Annotated in this window: 22 protein-coding genes; 9 read left to right on the top strand and 13 right to left on the bottom strand. The window is 39.2% G+C overall.

Annotated elements, in window-relative coordinates:
- Positions 1-20: 20 nt before the first annotated feature.
- Together FFU37_RS13505 and gpmM are read right to left on the bottom strand one after the other, a co-directional pair.
- On the bottom strand, positions 21-1,160 hold the full coding sequence (locus tag FFU37_RS13505) for a murein hydrolase activator EnvC family protein (protein WP_024603730.1): 1,140 nt from the start codon (positions 1,158-1,160) through the stop codon (positions 21-23).
- Between the two features lie 3 nt (positions 1,161-1,163).
- Positions 1,164-2,708, bottom strand: a complete 1,545-nt coding sequence (gene gpmM / locus FFU37_RS13500; protein ID WP_002957786.1) for a 2,3-bisphosphoglycerate-independent phosphoglycerate mutase — start codon at positions 2,706-2,708, stop codon at positions 1,164-1,166.
- Positions 2,709-3,046: 338 nt separating this feature from the next.
- Between gpmM and FFU37_RS13495 the strand changes: the two genes are divergently transcribed.
- Genes FFU37_RS13495 through gpsA form a run of 4 tightly spaced genes read left to right on the top strand, consistent with a single transcriptional unit; the run spans position 3,047 to position 5,298 of the window.
- Positions 3,047-3,478 carry a rhodanese-like domain-containing protein gene (locus FFU37_RS13495; protein WP_138489705.1) on the top strand — a complete coding sequence of 144 codons (432 nt, stop codon included), beginning with the start codon at positions 3,047-3,049 and terminating at the stop codon, positions 3,476-3,478.
- 31 nt (positions 3,479-3,509) lie between these two features.
- Complete coding sequence (gene grxC, locus FFU37_RS13490; RefSeq protein ID WP_002957783.1) at positions 3,510-3,767, top strand: glutaredoxin 3; 258 nt, start codon at positions 3,510-3,512, stop codon at positions 3,765-3,767.
- A gap of 34 nt (positions 3,768-3,801) precedes the next feature.
- Positions 3,802-4,287, top strand: a complete 486-nt coding sequence (gene secB / locus FFU37_RS13485; RefSeq protein ID WP_002957782.1) for a protein-export chaperone SecB — start codon at positions 3,802-3,804, stop codon at positions 4,285-4,287.
- A gap of 3 nt (positions 4,288-4,290) precedes the next feature.
- Positions 4,291-5,298, top strand: coding sequence for an NAD(P)H-dependent glycerol-3-phosphate dehydrogenase (gene gpsA, locus FFU37_RS13480; protein ID WP_002957781.1), 1,008 nt, complete (start codon positions 4,291-4,293; stop codon positions 5,296-5,298).
- Between the two features lie 68 nt (positions 5,299-5,366).
- On the opposite strand, the gene trmL is transcribed toward gpsA, so the two are convergent.
- Entirely contained in the window at positions 5,367-5,831 is a 465-nt protein-coding gene (gene trmL, locus FFU37_RS13475) for a tRNA (uridine(34)/cytosine(34)/5-carboxymethylaminomethyluridine(34)-2'-O)-methyltransferase TrmL (protein WP_002957780.1), read from the bottom strand.
- 109 nt (positions 5,832-5,940) lie between these two features.
- Here trmL and FFU37_RS13470 point away from each other — a divergent pair, with 109 nt between their 5' ends.
- Positions 5,941-6,855, top strand: a complete 915-nt coding sequence (locus FFU37_RS13470) for a cation diffusion facilitator family transporter (protein WP_502587486.1) — start codon at positions 5,941-5,943, stop codon at positions 6,853-6,855.
- Here FFU37_RS13470 and FFU37_RS13465 read toward each other — a convergent pair.
- From FFU37_RS13465 to FFU37_RS13455, 3 genes are read right to left on the bottom strand one after another with little or no spacing between them, the layout of a single operon-like run.
- Positions 6,818-7,765, bottom strand: a complete 948-nt coding sequence (locus FFU37_RS13465; RefSeq protein ID WP_138489704.1) for an alpha/beta fold hydrolase — start codon at positions 7,763-7,765, stop codon at positions 6,818-6,820. The two genes, FFU37_RS13470 and FFU37_RS13465, sit on opposite strands and share 38 nt — an antisense overlap.
- A gap of 3 nt (positions 7,766-7,768) precedes the next feature.
- Positions 7,769-9,184, bottom strand: coding sequence for an ATP-binding protein (locus tag FFU37_RS13460; RefSeq protein WP_002957777.1), 1,416 nt, complete (start codon positions 9,182-9,184; stop codon positions 7,769-7,771).
- The gene (locus tag FFU37_RS13455; RefSeq protein WP_138489703.1) at positions 9,162-9,851 is read right to left on the bottom strand and encodes a response regulator; all 690 of its coding nucleotides are present in this window, start codon (positions 9,849-9,851) and stop codon (positions 9,162-9,164) included. The genes FFU37_RS13460 and FFU37_RS13455 overlap by 23 nt, the downstream gene beginning before the upstream one ends.
- Positions 9,852-10,040: 189 nt before the next feature.
- Here FFU37_RS13455 and FFU37_RS13450 point away from each other — a divergent pair, with 189 nt between their 5' ends.
- Positions 10,041-10,529 carry a Spy/CpxP family protein refolding chaperone gene (locus tag FFU37_RS13450; RefSeq protein ID WP_138489702.1) on the top strand — a complete coding sequence of 163 codons (489 nt, stop codon included), beginning with the start codon at positions 10,041-10,043 and terminating at the stop codon, positions 10,527-10,529.
- Between the two features lie 73 nt (positions 10,530-10,602).
- On the opposite strand, the gene yacG is transcribed toward FFU37_RS13450, so the two are convergent.
- The 7 genes from yacG to nadC form a co-directional block, all read right to left on the bottom strand.
- Positions 10,603-10,833, bottom strand: coding sequence for a DNA gyrase inhibitor YacG (gene yacG / locus FFU37_RS13445; RefSeq protein WP_002957774.1), 231 nt, complete (start codon positions 10,831-10,833; stop codon positions 10,603-10,605).
- Positions 10,834-10,943: 110 nt separating this feature from the next.
- Complete coding sequence (pilB, locus tag FFU37_RS13440; protein WP_138489701.1) at positions 10,944-12,620, bottom strand: type IV-A pilus assembly ATPase PilB; 1,677 nt, start codon at positions 12,618-12,620, stop codon at positions 10,944-10,946.
- Positions 12,621-12,746: 126 nt separating this feature from the next.
- A complete protein-coding gene (coaE, locus tag FFU37_RS13435) occupies positions 12,747-13,388 on the bottom strand; it encodes a dephospho-CoA kinase (RefSeq protein ID WP_138489700.1) in 642 nt (213 codons plus the stop codon).
- A 1-nt stretch (position 13,389) separates the two neighbouring features.
- The gene (locus FFU37_RS13430) at positions 13,390-14,283 is read right to left on the bottom strand and encodes a prepilin peptidase (protein ID WP_138490040.1); all 894 of its coding nucleotides are present in this window, start codon (positions 14,281-14,283) and stop codon (positions 13,390-13,392) included.
- A gap of 162 nt (positions 14,284-14,445) precedes the next feature.
- Positions 14,446-15,672 carry a type II secretion system F family protein gene (locus tag FFU37_RS13425; protein WP_138489699.1) on the bottom strand — a complete coding sequence of 409 codons (1,227 nt, stop codon included), beginning with the start codon at positions 15,670-15,672 and terminating at the stop codon, positions 14,446-14,448.
- 75 nt (positions 15,673-15,747) lie between these two features.
- Complete coding sequence (locus tag FFU37_RS13420; protein WP_217496773.1) at positions 15,748-16,212, bottom strand: pilin; 465 nt, start codon at positions 16,210-16,212, stop codon at positions 15,748-15,750.
- Positions 16,213-16,695: 483 nt separating this feature from the next.
- Entirely contained in the window at positions 16,696-17,547 is an 852-nt protein-coding gene (nadC, locus tag FFU37_RS13415; protein ID WP_138489698.1) for a carboxylating nicotinate-nucleotide diphosphorylase, read from the bottom strand.
- A 328-nt stretch (positions 17,548-17,875) separates the two neighbouring features.
- On the opposite strand from nadC, the gene ampD reads away from it, so the two are divergent.
- From ampD to pdhR, 3 genes are all read left to right on the top strand, one after another.
- Complete coding sequence (gene ampD / locus FFU37_RS13410) at positions 17,876-18,430, top strand: 1,6-anhydro-N-acetylmuramyl-L-alanine amidase AmpD (RefSeq protein ID WP_138489697.1); 555 nt, start codon at positions 17,876-17,878, stop codon at positions 18,428-18,430.
- Between the two features lie 13 nt (positions 18,431-18,443).
- Entirely contained in the window at positions 18,444-19,295 is an 852-nt protein-coding gene (ampE, locus tag FFU37_RS13405; RefSeq protein WP_138489696.1) for a beta-lactamase regulator AmpE, read from the top strand.
- Between the two features lie 352 nt (positions 19,296-19,647).
- Positions 19,648-20,397, top strand: coding sequence for a pyruvate dehydrogenase complex transcriptional repressor PdhR (pdhR, locus tag FFU37_RS13400; RefSeq protein WP_002957764.1), 750 nt, complete (start codon positions 19,648-19,650; stop codon positions 20,395-20,397).
- Positions 20,398-20,473: the final 76 nt, after the last annotated feature.

The raw sequence follows: 20,473 nt of genomic DNA, 5'->3' as shown, positions 1-20,473 counted from the left end.
CGGTGCAGCGATTTATCTAATTAAATACGTTTGCACCATTTTACAGGATTTACTGCGCGTCCTTTGTGGCGTATTTCAAAGTATAGACCAGAACTTGCCTGTCCGCCGCTTTGGCCTACCAAAGCGAGGGTTTCGCCTTCACGTACCATATCCCCTACATCTCTTAGTAGCGTTTGAGCGTGGCCATATAGGCTCATAAAACCTTCACCATGGTCTACAACAATTACCCACCCATAGCCTTTTAGCCAATCGGCAAATACAACTTGGCCGTTGTGCACGCTATTAATATTAGTACCTTCTTTTGCACCAATTAATACGCCTTTCCAATCAATACCACCATGCTTACGTTGGCCGAATGTGTGCTCTAACTTGCCTTTGCTCGGCCAGTCTAATTTTCCCTTGCTCTTATTTAGGCCAAGTAATTCTATTTTTTGTGTTTTTTCTTTTTCGAGCTCTTTAATCGTTGTTACTAAAGTTTGTTGGTTTTCTTTTAAATAATTTATTGAGCTTTTAGTGCTGTTGAGCTGAGCTTGTAAGTTTTTAAGATTAGCTTGGCGTTCACTTTGTGCATTAAGTAATGCAGTTTGGCGCCTTTTTTGTTCATCAAATAAAAGCTCTAGTTTTTCTTGTGTTTTAACGAGCTCTTCTTGGTTTTGTACTATTTGCTGTTGAAGATCTTTTAGATCTTCGATTTGTTCAATACGGGCTTTATTTAAGTAATTGTAATAGCTAAGTGTGCGCTCAAACTTGGCTGTGTCTTCTTGATTCAACAGCATTTTAGAGTAGTCGTCGCCACCGGCCATATAGGCACTTTTGAGTTGCGCGGCTAAAATTTTCTGAAACTGAGTGTGCTTTTTATCAAGCTCATCGGCTTTACTTTGTAACTCTTTTTGCTGTGTTTTAGTCTCTTTTACGGATTGCTCTGCCATGTTAAGTGCTTTAGCATTTTTAGCTATATCGAGTTCATGGCTTTTTAGATTTTTTTGTAGCGACGCTATTTTTTTTCTTTGGGCGTTATATTCAGCTTGGCTTTGCTCAAGTGCATTTTGAACCTCTGATAAATCTTTTTTAGTACGATCTTCATTAGCAACTGCAGATGCAGCCACTAATGAAGTTAGTATCAAACCGCACTTAATTAACCGGTTAATACGTTTATTCATGTGTTATTTCAACATCATGATAGGCGTACCAGTCATTTCTTTTGGTTGCTCCATACCCATTAAGTGAAGCATTGTTGGGGCTACATCACTTAAGGCTTTACCTTGCATTGGCTCTGCATCGCGACCTACATAAATAAAATGCACCGGTTCGCTAGTGTGGGCAGTATGTGCTTGGCCAGTTTTGAGATCAGCCATTTGCTCAGCATTACCATGATCGGCTGTAATTAGTGCTTCACCACCAAACTCTTCTAGTGCATCAACGACACGTCCGATACAGCTATCTACAGCTTCACAAGCTTTAACAGCGGCTTCAAATACACCTGAGTGACCAACCATATCGCCATTAGGGTAGTTACAAATAATAGCATCGTATTTACCGCTTTTAATTGCTTCTACTAGTTTGTCGGTTAGCATTTCTGAGTTCATTTCAGGTTGTAGGTCGTAGGTTGCTACTTGCGGCGAAGGAATTAGCTCGCGTGTTTCACCTTTAAATTCACTTTCACGTCCGCCACTAAAGAAAAACGTAACGTGTGCGTATTTTTCGGTTTCTGAAATACGAAGCTGTGTTTTATTATTTTTTTCAAACCATTCACCAAGTACGTTTATTAGTGGTGTAGGTCCAAATGCAACAGGTGCGTCTATATCGGCTGCATACTCTGTCATCATTACAAATGCGCTAAGCTCTGGCGTTCTTTTTTTAGTAAAACCATCAAATTCAGGCTCAACAAAAGCGCGGGTAATTTCGCGGGCTCTATCTGCTCTAAAGTTAGCAAAAATAACGGTGTCGCCATCGTTTATTGAAGCCGGAGTGGCACCTGTTGGCGTAATAGTCGTAGCTGCTACAAACTCGTCGTTTTCGTCGCGCTCGTACGCTGCATTAAGTGCTTCAACACCATTATCAAAGTTAAAGTCGCCTTCGGCGAGCGTCATTACGTTGTAAGCTTTTTCTACACGGTTCCAACGGTTGTCTCTGTCCATTGCGTAGTAACGGCCAATAAGTGATGCTAAACGTCCGCACTTAAGTTTACTAAATAACGCTTCAATTCGTTCTATTGATGCTTTTGCGCTACGTGGGGGTGTGTCACGGCCATCTAAAAATGCATGGAAATAGACTTCTTTAGCACCACGTTTTGCCGCCAGCTCAATACTTGCAACTATATGATCTTCATGGCTATGCACACCACCTGGGCTTAAAAGACCCATTATGTGAACCGCTTTACCAGCACTTACTGCTTTGTCTATGTTTTCAACTAAGGCTGGGGTTGAATCAAACTCGCCATCGTTAATTGCCTTGGTGATACGGGTAAAATCTTGATACACAATGCGCCCTGCACCTAAGTTTACATGGCCAACTTCTGAGTTACCCATTTGACCATCAGGAAGACCAACATCTAAACCCGAAGCAGATATTAATGTGTGTGGGCGGGTGGCCCATAAGTTGTCTAATACAGGTGTGTTAGCTGCAAGAATAGCATTACTTTGCGTATCTTCGCGGTGTCCCCAACCGTCTAAAATCATTAATACCAGTGGTTTTTTATGCTCTGTCATAATAGCTCCTGAAAATTAGTATCTGTTGATGGATACTGTGCACCTAAAAAGGTTTATTAGCGTGGTTTTAGCATACCGTGTTTTTAAGCTAGGATCAGCATTGAAAACAAGATATTAAATATTTTTACTTATACCTTATTGACTAACATGAACTCTGCTTGAGATAGATTTATTATCCAGAGTTCTGTTAACTATATATGGGGGGCTTTATCGTTTTTTAAACGTCTCTAAGTGCTCCTAAACTCGCATTTTAGGTTGGTTTGGGTATACTTGCGTGGCTAAAGTACAAAATAATTAAAACATCACGTTTTAAAACATAATTTCATAGTGGAAGTAGAATGGATCAATATATTGAATTTATTACAAATCATCCCATTTTAAGCCTTGCTTGGGTTGGTATTGTTTTCCTTATTGTTAGTGGCTGGATAAAAAGTAAGCTTTCAGCAGTTCGTCAAATAAATCCCCAGCAGCTTACGTTACTTATTAACCGTGATGACGGTCAAGTAATCGATATACGTGCGCAAAAAGAGTTTAATGCAGGGCGTATTTCTGGTGCTGAGCACTTAAGCCCAGAGAGTGCGAAAAAATCTGACTTTTCAAGCCTTGAAAAGTACAAGACTAAACCCATTATAGTTGTATGTACTACAGGTATGACTGCCCAAGGTACTGCAGCCGCTATGAGTAAAGCTGGTTTTGAACGAGTTTACTTATTAGCAGGTGGCATGGGTGCGTGGCAATCTGCCAGCTTACCAACTACAACAGGTCGCTAATCAGTTTAGCTAGGCCGATAGAGGATTTATTATGAGTAATGTTGTTTTATACACCAAGGCGTATTGTCCATTTTGTCAGCGTGCTCTTTCGCTTTTAAACAGCAAAGGCGTTGAATACACAAATTATGATATTGGTGTGCAGCCTGAGCTACGCGATGAAATGATTGCCAAAGCAGGTGGTGCAAGCACAGTACCGCAAATTTTTATTAATGATGAACATATCGGTGGCTGCGACGACATGATGGCTATTGAAGCGCAAGGTAAACTTGACGCTAAGCTAAACGCTTAATTTAATTATAATAACGAACAAGTTAGGAATAACAATGAACGAAGAAAATCAAAACGTAGCAGCTGCAGAAGCTGGCGCACAATTTACTATTCAACGCATTTACACTAAAGATGTATCGTTTGAAACGCCAAACTCTCCGGCCATCTTTCAAAAAGAATGGACACCAGAAGTTAAGCTAGACCTAGATACACGCTCAAACAAGTTGGACGAAGGTGTATTTGAAGTTGTTTTAGCGCTAACTGTAACTGCATCTATTGGTGAAGAAACTGCGTTCTTATGTGAAATTCAACAAGCAGGTATTTTTACTATTGCTGAAGTTGAAGAAGTGCAACTTGCGCACATGCTAGGTGCATTTTGTCCTAACGTATTATTTCCATATGCACGTGAAGCTGTTTCAAACCTTGTTAACCGTGGTACTTTCCCACAGCTTAACCTTGCGCCAGTTAATTTTGATGCGTTATTTGCACAATACATGCAACAACGTACTGCGCAAGCTGACCAGGCTTCAGCAGACGCATAACTTATGAGTACAGCAACTACAGCTGTTACTGTATTAGGGGCGGGGTCTTACGGCACCGCCCTTGCTATTTGTTTAGCCCGAAATGGTCACCAGGTGACACTTTGGGGAAGAAATAGCGACGACGTTGCCACGCTTGCAGCTGAGCGGAAAAATCAACGTTACTTACCTGATGCTCCTTTCCCAGATACTCTTACTCTTGAAGCTAACTTACAACATGCCGTTGCTAGCAGTGCTATTGTACTTGTTGTTGTGCCAAGCCATGCTTTTGGCGACACGCTTGCGCAGATAAAACCTGCATTGCAAGACGGTGCTAAAGTAGCGTGGGCAACTAAAGGGCTTGAGCCTAATACTGGACGTTTGTTACAAGAAGTTGCTTTGCAAGAATTGGGTGATGACATTCCACTTGCGGTACTTTCGGGTCCTACGTTTGCAAAAGAAATGGCGATGGGGTCACCTACAGCTATTTCAGTGTCTTCTACGTCACCTGAATTTGCTCAGCAGCTGGCTGATTTACTTCATTGTGGTCGCTCATTCCGTGTGTATAACAATGATGACTTTATTGGTATACAGCTCGGTGGTGCGGTTAAAAATGTAATTGCAATTGGCGCTGGTATTTCGGACGGTGTAGGTTTTGGCGCTAATGCGCGTACCGCGCTCATTACCCGAGGCCTTGCAGAGCTCACTCGTTTAGGTTGTGCTCTGGGCGCTAAGCCAGAAACCTTTATGGGAATGGCAGGCCTTGGTGATTTAATACTAACCTGTACAGATAACCAATCACGTAATCGTCGGTTTGGTTTGGCGTTAGGTAAAGGCGAGAGTGTTGATGCTGCTATTGAGTCTATTGGCCAAGTAGTTGAAGGCTTTAGAAACACTAAAGAAGTGTATTTACTAGCGCAGCGTGCTGGCGTAGAAATGCCAATCACTGAGCAAATTTATAAAGTACTTTATGAAAATAAAGACATGAAAGAAGCCGCTATGGCTCTTTTAGGACGAGAACAACGCGCTGAATAAGCGCTTGAGTTAGGCCTTAAATAAAAAACCGACATTATGTCGGTTTTTTATTGCCTAACGGATTATATTTACTGGGCGTTAGGGAAGCCCAACTGACGCCACGACTCGTAGACAAACACGGCGACTGCATTTGACAGGTTCATACTACGACTATTTGCTTGCATAGGAATACGTACACGTTGATCGTTTGGTAATGCTTGAATCATTTCATCAGGCAAGCCCCGTGTTTCAGGACCAAACACTAAACAGTCGCCAGCTTCGTAACTTGCTTCATGATGAAATTGACTGCCTTTAGTTGTACAGGCATACACTTTTTTAGGTTTGCATTTTTCAAGGTAGTCCTCAAATGAGGCATGGCGTTGAACATGGCTAAATTCATGATAATCAAGGCCCGCACGTTTCACGCGTTTATCGTCCCATTCAAAACCTAATGGCTCAATTAAATGTAATGCATAGCCAGTATTGGCACAAAGGCGAATAATATTACCTGTGTTAGGCGGTATTTCAGGTTGGTATAAAACAATATCCAGCATAATGAGCCTTATAAAATAATCTGTAGTTTGACGAAGGGCAGTATACACGAAACCTTTTAAAAAAATGATATACTCAACACATTCAATACAGTGATTAATGGATACACGCGTGCATAACCGTAGCTACGAATTTTGGGTTAAAACTTCCAGCATTGTTACCATGGTCATGGTTAGTTTAATGATCGGCGCAAAAACATGGGCCTGGCTGGCTTCTGGCTCGGCTTCAATGCTTGGCTCGTTAACTGATTCGTTAATGGATATTACTGCCACCGCAATGAGCTTTTTAGTGTTGGGTTACGCACTGCGCCCAGCGGATGATGACCATAGGTTTGGGCACGGAAAAGCTGAAGCACTTGCAGGACTTGGCCAAGCCGCATTTATTGCAGGCTCAGGTTGCCTACTAGCTTTTCATGGTATTGAGCGATTATTTAACCCTATACAGTTAAGCCATTCTTTATTAGGTGTGTGGGTAAGTATTTTTGCTATTGCGTGTACGCTCGTCATTGTATTCGTACAAAACAAAGTGGTTAAGTATACCGATTCAATTGCTATAAAAGCCGACTCAGTACATTACAAAGGCGATTTAATATTAAACGCTGCTGTGCTGTTAGCTATTTTGTTAGCTTATTATGGCGTGTTGTATGCAGATCCTATTTTTGCAATAGGTGTAGCGGGTTACTTACTTTATAACAGCTGGGATATAGCTCGCGATAGTGCCGATCACTTAATGGATAAAGAGCTCCCTGATGATGAAAAACAAAGCATATTTGACATTGCCAGAGCCCATGCTGATGTGCATGGCGTGCATGACATTCGTACTCGCCAAGGTGGTAAAGTTAAGTTTATTCAAATGCACTTAGAGCTTGATGATCATTTAAGTTTGATTCGCGCGCACAATGTGGCTGATGAAGTAGAGGCAATGCTCAAAGAACGTTTTGAGTCTGAGGTAGATATACTGATCCACCTCGACCCTTTGTCAGTAATTGTTAAGCCGTCACCGACTCACAAAATTGATAAAAGTTAGTTAATAGCGGCTTTCGAATTTCGTCACGTTCAAAAAGCAGCTCGTGTTTAGCCCCTTCAAAACTCTCAATCGTTGCATGAGCATGCCTTTTTGCAAGACTGTACTGTGCTTCGTTGTTTACCACTGTATCGCTAGCTGCGCTTGCTATAAACAAAGGGATTGGTACGTTTAGGTTATCAACAGACTTTAAAAACGATATTGTAGCTGCTAGCCAGCCAAACGTAACGCCACCTAATTGTATGTTAGGTTCTAATTTATAGGTTTGCCTAAAGTAGGTGTAACGCTTCTCGCTGCTAGTAAGTACGTTTTCGGTAAATGGGATCGGGTTGTAGTTGCCTTGTCCAAATGCATAGCAAGAGTGTAAACCAAGTAAAGTGGCTAATTTAACAATAAACTTCGTTGGTATTTTTGGTACGTCTTTTGTAAAAATATCAAACATAGGAGCAGACAAAAATACGCCTTTATAGCTATTTTCAAATTTTGCTAAATAATCAATAGCAATGGCGCCACCCATTGAATGAGCCAGCATGACTTTTTTACCTTGCCAATGCTTTGAAACTATTTGCTGATCAAAGTTATTTAGGTCACTGCTGTAGTTATTATAATGTTTTACAAAGCCTTTATGTTTATTTTTAAGGTGCCTGTAAGAGCGGCCCTGACCTTGATGATCCATAATAAACACAGCAAAATTATTACAATACAGCTCCCAGAGTAGTTCTTTATATTTTTCTAGGCCTTCAATACGCCCTGTACTTACTACTATTGCGGTTGTCGCGTTTTTAGGGATTGCGTATGCGTAAAATAGCTTTCCTGATGGCGTATCTAAGTAGCTTTTAATTAAATTTTCAGTATAAAAAACATTAATGGCCTCTTGATTGCTCTCAAGCTGGGCTTCTGAACTATAAAACATGCTTTACTCTTTTATTAATGGCAAGGTTATATTAGCACACAAGCCACCTAGTTCTTTATTTGATAATACTAAACTGCCGCCATGCGCAGTAATAGCATTTTTAGCAATCGCCAGCCCTAAACCCGTGCCGCCACTTACGCGATCCCGCGCATCTGATTGCCTAAAAAAGGGCTCACAAAGCTTGCTCAGTTGGTCGTCGGGCACACCAGAGCCATCATCACATATTTCTATATAAATGGCATCTGTGTGCTTTAGAGTAATGCTAATTGTATTGTTTGCGTATTTAATAGCGTTGCGAAGTAGGTTTTCAAGCGCACTGGCAATAAGTGTTTCGTCGCAATTAATATTTACGTCTACAGCGCCCACTATATTTAGCTGCTTATTATTTTGTTTTGCTTCAAACTGCGCATCGTTAATAACGTGATCTACAATTATTTGTAATGATTGTTTTTGCAGTGAAAGCGCTTGGCTTTTTGCTTCTAAGCGAGAAACTTGCAGCACGTCGGCAATCATCTTATCAAGTTGGTTTGCTTCTTTTTCTATGCGTAATAAATACGATTGGCTAGCGTCGTTAGCTTGCATTTGCGCAAGACCGGTAGCCATTTTTAAACGCGTAAGAGGCGAGCGTAACTCATGTGATATGTCGGCTAATAAGCGTTTTTGTGAACTAATTAAAAGCTCTAACTGATTGGCCATGCTGTTAAAGTCTCGCCCAAGTATTCCCAGCTCATCTTTTCGGTTTACAGAAATGTCGGCTCTTGCGCTTAGGTTGCCCGCTGATAGTTTAATAGCTGCTTTTTTAAGACTATTTATAGGGGCTATTAAGTTACGGCTAAATACAAAGCTTAAAATAAGAGAGGCAACAATTGCGATGACTATTTTCATCCAATTAGGCATAAGCTTAAAGCGCATTAATAGCGGCGGTTGATGGTTAATATCTATTTCATAAAGATAAAAACTTCCTTCAGGCACGTTTATGTTAACAGGGCCGAAGGCTTGATATTTTTCAGTGAAAATAATTTGTGGTGACATATTTTGAGTAAAGTTTAATAAACTTAAATCGATGCTCTCTGGCACCTCTTTACTGCTAAGAGAGTCCTCGCTTTGAGCTGCGCTTAAGTATAAAAGTTTACGCTTTGATAGGCGAGGGTGTACTAATACATCGCTTAGGCTGCGCTTATGTTTAATAGCAGTGCGCTCAATACTTTTGGCGGTATATATTAGGTTTTTTTTCATAGGGCCATAAAGCGGCTCGTTAGTTACCGCGTTAATAGCGGTAATGTTACTTAAAAATATAAGCGCTGCAACGGTGCCGATTATAGTTAACCAAAACCAAATAAATATTTTAAAAAACAGGTAGTGCCCAGGGTGTTTTAACCAAGCAAAGTAAGTGCTTTTATTCGCCTTGGATAAAGACATAACCCGTACCTCTCATTGTTTTAATTCGCTCACCTGGAATATGCTCTGCTATTTTTTTGCGGATATTACTTACATGCATATCGATAGAGCGATCAAAAGAAGCTAAACGCCTACCTAGTACTTCTTCACTAATTTGCTCTTTACTAACCACTTCACCTGCATTTTTACACAATAGCGTGAGTATTTCGTACTCTGTGCCAGTAAGCGTTAGTGTAGAGCTGTCTATTGAGGCTTCTCGAGCTGCAAGGTTAACAGTAATGCCATTAACGAGTAACTTACTCGTTGTAGCTACATTTAAGCTATTAATGTGCTCTATACGGCGAGTTATCGCTTTTACGCGGGCTAGTAATTCACGATGATTAAAAGGCTTTGGAATGTAATCGTCAGCGCCTAGCTCTAGACCAAAAATACGGTCAAAGTCTTCACCTTTTGCTGTAAGCATTATTACCGGTGTGAGTTTTGTTTGCCTAAGTTGTTTAAGTACTTCAAAACCATCAAGGGTAGGTAGCATTACATCTAGCAATATAAGGGCGTAGTCATTTGCTTGTGCTAGTTTAAGGCCTTGTTCACCGTCGTGTACGCTTTGTATTTCAAACCCTTGGGCAGTTAAATATTCACTTAATAGCTCACAAAGGCCAGTGTCGTCATCAATCATTAATAGTTTCATTTACAAACCCTTAGAGTTGTTTATAGCGTTATTTTACCCGCTAAATAGTGCAAAGGTGAATCTTTACACAACCTTTACACTGCTTTGCGTTACTTTGCGTTGAGTTAGGTATAGTTAACTCAGTTGATTAAGCAGTTACAAACAACCGAACTGAACCAATAGTTAAACCAAATAATTAAGGTAATGATTATGACTAAATTAAACACACTTTCAAAATTAGTACTTATCTGTGGCTTAGCAACAGCAACGCTTGGTGCTGGTAGCGTATTAGCTAAAGGCGATGGGCATAAGCAAGGCCATTCTCAAGCTCGTTTTTTACTTTCTGAGCGCGGCGTTGAAAAATTAAACCTAACAGATGAGCAGCAAACTAAGCTAAAGGCTATTTTTGAAGCGCAAAAAACACAAATGAAAGCACTGCGTGGCGACGATAAAGAAGCCCGTAAAGCGATGCGTGAAGCGCACAAAGCAAAAATGGATGCATTACTTTCTGCTGCAACATTTGACGAAAATACAGCAAAAGAGCTATTAAATGAACGTCATGCAAAAGGTGAGCAATTTGGTTTAATTAAACTAAAAACGCAGCACCAAGTAATGCAAGTGCTTAACGCTGAGCAAAAAGAGAAGTTTGCTAAAATGCAAAAGCGTATGAATAAAAAGCACCGTAAACAAAAAAGTTAATTTTACTTTTTTTGTAAATACTAAAAAACCAGCGTAATGCTGGTTTTTGTATTTAGGGCATTATGAAGATAAACTATTTAAAAAAGTCATCTTCATTTTTAGCCATCATTGCTTCAATATCTTCAATCATGTCTTGGCTAAACTCTTCAGCCGAGGTGATTGGTGCAGAAATTTTATTATTTTCGAACGACCATTCACCTAAATCAATTAGTTGGCAGCGCTTTGAGCAAAAAGGGCGAAATGGGCTTTGCTCTGACCATTCAACTTTAGTTTTACAGGTTGGGCAGTTTACAACAGTAGGCATAAATTACTCTCTACAAATTTTTGGTGCATATTACATTACTTAGATATGAGTCTCTAGCTATAAGGCTCTGAGCTTAAAGCTTAAAGCCTTATACCTTTTGCTGTGGGACTTTAAAAATTGGTTACGCGGTTAATTTCACCAAGGGATGTAAGGCCATCGGCTGCTTTGCGTAAACCCGATAAACGTAAATTATTAAAACCGGCTTTAAGTGATACCTCTGCTATTTCAAGCGAATTACCACCGCGCATAATAATTTGGGCAATTTCAGGAGTAATTTGCATTACTTCGTAAATACCCACACGCCCTTTGTAACCATCAGTACAGCTATCACACCCTTTAGGCATATATAACGTCATTTCTTCAATTTGCTCGGTACTAAATCCTTGACGAGCTAGCTCTTCACTCGGAAGTTGTTCTGGCGTTTTACATTTAGGGCACAAGCGACGTGCTAAACGCTGGGCTATTATTAAGCTAATCGAACTTGCTACGTTATAAGCGGGTACACCCATATTTAATAAACGAGTGATTGTTTCCGGCGCTGAGTTTGTATGCAATGTTGATAAAACCAAGTGACCTGTTTGCGCCGCTTTTATTGATATTTCTGCGGTCTCTAAGTCACGTATTTCACCTACCATAACTACATCAGGATCTTGACGTAAAAATGCGCGCAGTGCGTTGGCAAAAGTCATATCGGCTTTAATATTAATTTGTACTTGGTTTACACCTTCAAGGTTAATCTCAACCGGATCTTCCGCAGTACTAATATTACGCTCAGGCTGGTTTAATATATTTAAACCTGTGTATAGCGATACTGTTTTACCAGAACCCGTTGGCCCTGTTACAAGTATCATCCCTTGAGGCTGGGCAAGCGCATCCATGTAGAGCTTTTTCTGCTCAGGCTCATAGCCTAATACATCAATGCCTAACATAGCGCTTGATGAATCAAGAATACGCATTACTATTTTTTCGCCCCACAAGGTAGGCATGGTACTTACACGAAAGTCGATACTTTTGCGTTCAGTAATTTTTAGCTTAATACGACCATCTTGTGGTTTGCGTTTTTCGGCAATATCGAGTCTCGACATAACCTTAATACGCGCAGAAAGCTTGGTGGCTAATGTATTGGGTGGGCTTGCAACTTCATGCAAAATACCATCAATACGAAAGCGAATACGGTACTTGTGCTCATACGGTTCAAAGTGTAAATCAGAGGCGCCTTTTTTAATGGCATCCATTAAAATTTTGTTGATATATACGATGATAGGCGCATCATCTTTATCGTCATCTTGTGGTGCTGTATCTCTTTGGCTTTCTGAATCTAAGTCAGCAAATTCTTGAAACTCGTCATCAGTTAGATTTAAGCTGCCAGTGGCATCTAGCAATTGCTCAATTTTGTTATCGAGTTGAATATAATCAACAACAACAATTTCGCATGAAAGACCTGTACTAAACTCAAAGTTTTCGAATGCGCCGTAATCTGTTGGGTCTGATGCTGCTATATAAACTTTTCGATCTTTTTGAACAAGCGGTAAAATGTGATGTTTACGTATGAGTTTTTCTTTTACGAGATCGGCCGGGATTCTTGTAGGATCAAAGTATTTTAAATCAAAATAAGGTACGCGAAACAAATCAATACATTGTTCAGCTAAATCTTTACTATCGATTTTTCCACATTTAGAAATAAGCTCAGCTGTTGAGGCAAATTCATTTTGTTTGTTTTTAACCGTGTCGGCATCAATGCGGCCAAGGGTTATAAATTTTCTCAATAACGGTGAGTTAATATTCATTGCGCACCTGTTTTATTCCTTCAATAGTAAGCAATTTATCAGAAAAAAGAAGGTGATTACATCACCTTTCATTCTTTGTTGTGATTTTACTAACTAAAATACGAGTTTGTGTGAGTTAGGACAGTGTTAATGTGAGTTAGTTTTGTTGTGTAATGCATATTGTAGGTACTTTTTATGCAGATCAACAAGTTCTATATGCACTAGGTTTAAACTACGGTCGTTATTTAAAATATCATCCGCTTTTTGCTGTTTATCGGCACGTGACATTTGCGAGGCAATAATACTTTTAACTTGCTCACTACTTGTGTTGTCACGTTTTGCTGTACGCGCTATTTGTACAGAGGTTGGTACATCAATAAGTAAGGTACGGTCGCAATATTTATCAAGGTTGTTTTCAAACAATAAAGGCGCTACTAAAACAACATAAGGGCTAGTTGCACTATTTAAATCGTTTAGTATTTTTGCGCGAATAAGAGGGTGTAGCAACGCATTAAGCCATTCTTTGTCACTGTTGTTAGTGAATATTTTTGCGCGCAATTCTGCTCTATTTAATGTGCCATCAGGCAATAAAATATGCTCACCAAAGTGGGCTGTAATCGCTTTTAGCCCTTTGCTATTTGGGAGTACGACTTCACGCGCAATTATATCGGCATCAACTATTGTAATACCAAGCTCTTCAAACATGTTACTGATGGCCGTTTTACCACAGCCAATACCGCCTGTTAAGCCTAATATCCAGCTGTTTACTTTAGTTATTTGCTCACTCATTTTAATAACCTATTAAATTAAAATAAGCGCCTTGAATTTGGTTGCCCCAAAGCATTGTGATCCAGCCTGCTATCGCTAAATAAGGGCCAAAAGGGATAGGGGTCGCTTTGTCTTTACCTTGTATGCTCAACAGCGCAATACCTATAATGGCACCCACTACGCTCGAAAGCAGAATAATAGTAAGCAATGACTGCCAGCCAAGTAACGCCCCAAATACAGCAAGCAACTTAAAATCGCCATAACCCATGCCTTCTTTACCGGTTAGTAACTTAAATAACCAAAACACGCTCCACAAACTTAAATAACCACAAGCCGCACCAATAATTGCATCGGTTGGTGTAATTGTGTAACCCATTACAGAAGCAATAAGTGCAAGCCAAACAAGCGGAAGTGTAAGCTGATCCGGCAGTAACATGTGGTCAATATCAATAAAGGTCAGAGCTACCAATATCCACGTTACAAAAATATATAAAAGGGCTTGCTCGGTCGCACCAAAGCTATAGGCAACAATTAAACTTAATAGGGCAGTAATTAGCTCTACAGCAGGGTATCGGACCGAAATAGGGTTACTGCAGCTTGCGCATTTACCTTTAAGTATTAACCAACTAATAATAGGAATATTCTGCCAAGGCTTTATGGCTGTTTTACATTTAGGGCAGGTAGAGTTGGGTTTTACTAAGTTAAAAGGCTTATTGATATTGGCTTGTTTAGATTTATTCCCTGTAAGTTCATCTTCTAACAGTAGTCTGCATTCGCTTTGCCACTCACGTTGCATCATCAACGGTAAGCGATAAATAACCACATTTAAAAAACTACCAATACACAAACTAATTAAGCCAATAGTGGTTAAATAAAACCACAACTGGCTTTGCATTACTTCAATAATACTTTGCATCATATTACCTGAAAATTGTTTTAAAAATTAAGCGTTTAAAAATCAAGTGAAATTATTATCACAAAGAGAAGTGAAAGAGAGTAAATGAGAAGACATTAATAGCTATGCCTTACCAAAAAGTAAGCCTCTCTTTTATTTCCTGTAAATTGTTATTTTTGGTAATTAAATTACAGAACCTAATTGGAAAATAGGCAAGTACATGGCGATAATTAAGCCACCAACAAGTACACCCAGTACGGCCATAATGAGAGGCTCAAGCAGGCTTGAAAGGCCATCTACTGCATCATCAACTTCTTGCTCGTAAATAGTCGCTACTTTAGCAAGCATACCGTCTAGTGAGCCAGATTCTTCACCAATCGCAACCATTTGTATTACCATATCAGGGAATATTTTTGAGTTACGCATTGCCCAGTTCATTTGATTACCAGAGCTAACCTCGAGTTTTATGTCTAAAATGGCGTAACGGTAAACTGCATTACCTGAAGCGCCTGCAGCAGAGTCAAGCGCATCAACCAGCGGCACACCAGCAGCAAACGTAGTCGAAAGAGTTCGTGCATAGCGAGCAACAGCGGCTTTGTTTAAAATCATACCAATTACTGGCAGTTTTAGTATGGCTCGGTCGGTTGCATCTCTGAGTTTTAAACTTCTAAGCTTGGCTTCTTTAAAAGCGTATCCAAAAGCTACAATAGCGATTAGTATCATCCACCAATATGCTTGCATAAATTCAGATATACTAATGACGAATAGCGTGAAAGCTGGGAGCTCTGCACCAAAGCCATTAAAGATATCCTGAAATTGAGGTACAACAAAGATAAGCAGGATTGAAGTTACAATAAGCGCAACAACTAAAACGGCAATCGGGTAAAACATCGCTTTTTTTATTTTTGATTTTAGGGCTTCAGATTTCTCTTTATAAAGAGCAACACGATCAAATATTTTATCAAGCGCACCTGATTGCTCGCCTGATGCGACTAAATCGCAATATAAATCGTCAAAGTAACGTGGGTGTTTTCTAAGTGCTGTAGATAGCGGTTGACCAGCTTTAACTTCATCGCCAATGGTCTCCACTAACTTGGCAACGCTTTTGTTAGTAGAACCCGAACCTATCATTTCAATCGCTTGAATGAGTGGTACACCTGCCATCAACATAGTTGCTATTTGTCGTGTGAGTAAAGCTATGTCTTTAGGGCTAATCTTTTGAGCGCTTTGAATGCCAAAGAGGGGTTTTGGTTTTCGTTTGACCTTTGAAGGTGTAATACCTTGCTTACGAAGCTGAGCTTTTACCAATGCAATACTATTACCAGTAAGTTCACCCTCAAGTCTTTTTCCGCGGGCGCTGACACCAACCCATTGAAAAGTATCTAATTTTTTCTTTGCTTCTTTAGGCATCCATTTGACTCTTTGTTTTTAAATAAAAAAGGTAGCTAAATGAGCTACCTTAAATTCAAAGAAATTAAAAAGCTATTAAGGAGCTGCTGGAACGGTACAAGAGCTTGGTAACCAGCTTGCTTTTGCATTTCCTGATACAGAGCCTGTACAAACCCACTCACTGATAGTAAACCCCGATGTGAAATTTGCAGCAGTTGCTGCCGCGGCACCATTCTGAGGAGTTAAAATTATTTTTAAGCCTGCCATGTCGCTCTGACCTGTAGCTTCAATAACACCAGCATCAGACACTGTCATACCACTCACATATTTTGTTGCAACAAAACCTGTATCACAATCATCCGGAGATTGACCAACTTGAGCCTTCTCACTAGCACAAGTTCTTGCTGTACTAGCTGCAAGCATTATCTCAGTCCCTTTTGCTCTAGCTGTATAATCTTGATAAGCAGGTAAAGCTACAGCAGCTAAAATACCAATGATTGCGATAACAATCATTAATTCAATTAGGGTGAAACCCTGTTGTTTTTGAGTCATTGTTTTCATGTTTCCTCTCCTAAAGGATAGATTTTTGTAACTTAAATCACTTAAGCGGCAAAATGCCTCACTTAATTTAACTGATTTACTTTACAGTTTTACTTAAAATTAATTTTATTACACTTTAGCTTTAGAGTATGAAACACAAAAGCCGAATGTGAATTCATTATGTTTAGTACTAATTATAAAAGTTTACTAAGTGCACTACATGTTGTAGCAACAAATAGTATAGGCATAAAGTAAGTAGTTTAGTTGCTTTAGTTTTTAATTATGTCTTTAAAAACTAAAGGTACTAGTTATTTATGACTACCTTTTTAAATAAAATAGTACAACAGAATTAGTCTACCATTTTATTTTAGTATTTAGCACGTATCTTATTATAAAAAAGCGATTTTATTTAACAATTTGTTACAAAGTAAGCCTTTTGGGTTATTTAATGCTTTTTTACTTAACTTGTCAATTAATTAGCGGTATTAATTACCCATTATTGTTTTAAAATTGTTCAAAACGCATCGATAAATCGATTGATTGTAAGTTTTTTGTTAATGCTCCGCTTGATATAAAATCGACGCCCGCTTGTGAATAAGTTTTGAGCGTTTCTAGGGTCATATTGCCTGAAACCTCTAATTTTGCGCGCTTATTGGTTAAAATTACAGCTTGCTTAATTTGCTCAACGCTAAAATTGTCGAGCATAATTATGTCGGCGCCAGCTTCAATTGCTTGCTTAAGTTCTGGGAGTGATTCTACTTCTACTTCGACAGGTTTGTTTGGGTGATTTTGTTTAGCCTGAGTTACGGCTTTGTTTATTGTGCCACAAGCCGCTATATGATTTTCTTTAATTAAAAAAGCGTCAAATAAACCAATACGGTGATTTGCACCGCCGCCACATTTTACTGCGTATTTTTGAAGTGCTCTAAGGCCTGGTATGGTTTTGCGTGTATCGAGTAGTTGCGTTGTTGTACCACTTAATTCTTTTACATAATGTGCTGTAGTAGTGGCTGTACCCGATAACGTTTGCACAAAGTTAAGTGCAGTACGCTCGGCAGTTAATATTGAACGAGCCGAGCCAATAGCGGTAAATAATGTGCTGTTTGCTTTAACCGCGTCGCCATCATTTATAAGTACGTTAACCTTAACGCTTGGGTCTACTTGTTTGAATACTTCAAGGATGATGTCTTTTCCGCAAAAAATGCAGTCTTCGCGAGTGATTACTTTGGCGCTTGCTTGCTCATTTTGTGGGATCAATTGCGCGGTAATATCGCCTTCTTGTGCGGTTTGATAATTTAGATCTTCGTCGAGTGCAAGAGTGACAAGTTGGCTAACTAAAGAGTGCGGGATAGACATAATAAAAGCTCATAAGCGTTAATAAATTAAGCAAATTTTACTATGTTTATAAAAGAAAGAGAAGCGATTGCCTTTTCACCAATATAAAGATAAGTGCTTATAGTAAATTAGTATCTACGTGTGGGTTTGTATTATCTGTAGGTGAGGTTTTATACCTCGCTTTTAATTTCAAAAGTTACGTTACATGAGCGGACGTAAATTAGCACCTACGTGTGGGTTTGAATTATTTGCAGGTAGGGTTTTATACCTGTTTGTTACTATCATTGTTTTAATAAATCCTTTAGCATCAGTACTATGTATATCTTGATATTTATATAATAAACGTATCATGAAAATAGATTTAAACGGTGTTTTAAGTACTGTAGCGCAGCGGCCTTGTTCGCATTTTGATGAACGCCCTGATGAGGCTGATATTTCTTTATTGGTTATTCACAATATATCTTTGCCAGCAGGGCAGTTTGGTACCTCTTTTGTTGATGAGTTATTTATGGGTAGTATTGACTGCAATGCTCACTCGAGTTTTAGTGACTTAAAAAATTTACGTGTATCGGCCCATTGCTTTATAAAGCGCACCGGTGAGGTTATACAATACGTGCCTTTTGAAAAACGTGCTTGGCATGCTGGCCAATCTGAGTTTGAGGGCGTTTCTGCTTGTAATAACTTTAGCATTGGCATTGAGCTTGAAGGTACCGACACCACGCCATACTCTTTAGCGCAATACGAAGTATTAACTACACTTAGTAAATCTATAATACAACGCTATCCAAAAATTACCCCTTCGCGTATTGTTGGGCATTGCGATATTGCCCCGGGACGTAAAACCGATCCTGGCAGTAGCTTTAATTGGCCATTGTTTTTTAATATGCTTGAACAACTAAGTTAAGAGAGTTATTCCCATGATTTTAGTTTCTATAATAATTGCATTAATTCTGGAGCGTTTATGGGCTCGGTCTAATTACTGGCAGATAAGCTACTACACAAATGGTTATTTAAATCGCTCTAATAAGCTACTAGGTGACAAAGGCTTCTTTGGTTCTGCACCGGGCTTTTTAATTTGGCTTTTACTCCCAGTAATAGCAATAGCGTTTATTTATTGTTTATCTGATTTTGTATTATGGCAGTTAGCTATTAATATTGCTGTGCTTTTGGTTTGCTTTGGTTGTGCTAAGCAGCGTGCTTTATATAAGTCGTACTTAAATGCCTTAACGCGAGATGACGGTACTGCTGCATCTTTATATGCGCTGCAAATAGGTCAAAAACGTACTGATGATCAAGATGGTGGCGAAACCTTTGGGCAAACATTGGCATGGGTAAACTTTCGATTTTACTGTGCGGTGATTTTTTGGTTTGTTGTTTTAGGCGCGCCGGGCGCAGTTTTATATGCACTGGTGCGTACTTTAGCTGATTTAGTACGAGATGATCATAAAGTAATATTTGCGAAGCGTTTTAAATTTATACATAAACTACTGTTTTGGCTTGACTGGTTGCCTGCACGCATAACCAGCTTTGGTTATTTAGTAATAGGTAACTTTAATAAAGGCACAAGTTGTTGGCTACGTTACGTACTTAACTTTAAATCTCCAAATCGCGAAGTAGTAACATGTACTGCACTTGCTGCAGAACAAGTTGAAAAGCGTTATTACGGCTGTACCTACGAAGCCACGTGTATGATTAAACTTGTTAAGCGCAATGTATTATTTTACTTAGTACTTATAGCGTTGCTTACATTATTTGGCGGGCTGTCTTAAGTTAATACCTTTTTAATAAAGTACCTTATGCAATGTAAGGTGCTTTAATCTCTTCCTGCAGTTTTTAAGTACAATAAAATAGAGCTAATATTCTAATTTATTCTGGTCAGACCAATTGTTTTCATCCCAAATACGTTATAACAATTTTTGCAAATTGCGCATTGTTTGATCTTCGTTCAAAATGCGTTACGCTACTTTAATTGCTCAAACTACCTGTAAATTGACAGCTAATAGTGTTTTTGATACCGTATTGAAAATTTTTGGTATGACCAATTTACCTTTTGGGTAAATCATACTACTTAAAGCCCCGTTTTATGGGCTCTTGGTATTTATACAACGCGGACGTTGATTCATGTCTTTAAAGATTAAAGCAGCAAAATTATCTGATGTTATTTTACAGCAACTTGAGAATATGATTCTTGAAGGCTCGTTAGCACCAGGTGAAAAGTTGCCACCAGAGCGTGAACTAGCAAAGCAATTTGAAGTGTCTCGCCCGTCACTGCGTGAGGCAATTCAAAAATTAGAAGCGAAAGGTTTAGTTACGCGTCGCCAAGGTGGCGGCACGTTTGTAAAAAATCAGCTCGAAGAAGGGCTTACTGATCCACTTTTTGATTTGATTAGTAAGCACCCTGAGTCGCAGTTTGATTTACTTGAATTTCGTCATGCATTAGAAGGGATTGCTGCTTACTACGCAGCACTGCGCGGGACCAGCAACGATTTTAGCAAAGTAAAACAAAGCTTTGATGAAATTGCCTTAGTTAATGATGATTTACAGCAAAAAGCAAAAGCAATTAATGCATTTCACTTTAGCGTGGCAGAAGCCTCGCACAATGTGGTGTTACTGCATTTAGTTAGAGGTATGAAAGCGCTGCTTGAGCAAAATGTATTGCAAAATTTAACTGTTCTATTAAAAAAGTCAGATATTAGCAGTCAGTTAGCCCAACACAGGCGTTTATTAATGGATGCCGTTATTGACGGTAATCCAGAACAAGCCCGTTTAGCAAGTAATGCGCACTTAGCATTTATCGAAGAAGCACTACTTGAAGCAGGCAAAGAACATTCGCGAATTGAACGTAGTTTAAGACGCACTAAACAAAATTAAGTTAGTACATAACTACTTTGAACACACAAATTAAGTAGCTGTGATATTAAATTAACAATATTCGTATTTTAAACAT

The sequence above is a fragment of the Pseudoalteromonas distincta genome, assembly GCF_005877035.1.
In the GTDB taxonomy this organism is placed as follows: Bacteria; Pseudomonadota; Gammaproteobacteria; order Enterobacterales; family Alteromonadaceae; genus Pseudoalteromonas; species Pseudoalteromonas distincta.
The sequence above is the reverse complement of the archived record's forward strand: the minus strand, read 5'-3'. Positions and strand labels throughout refer to the sequence as shown.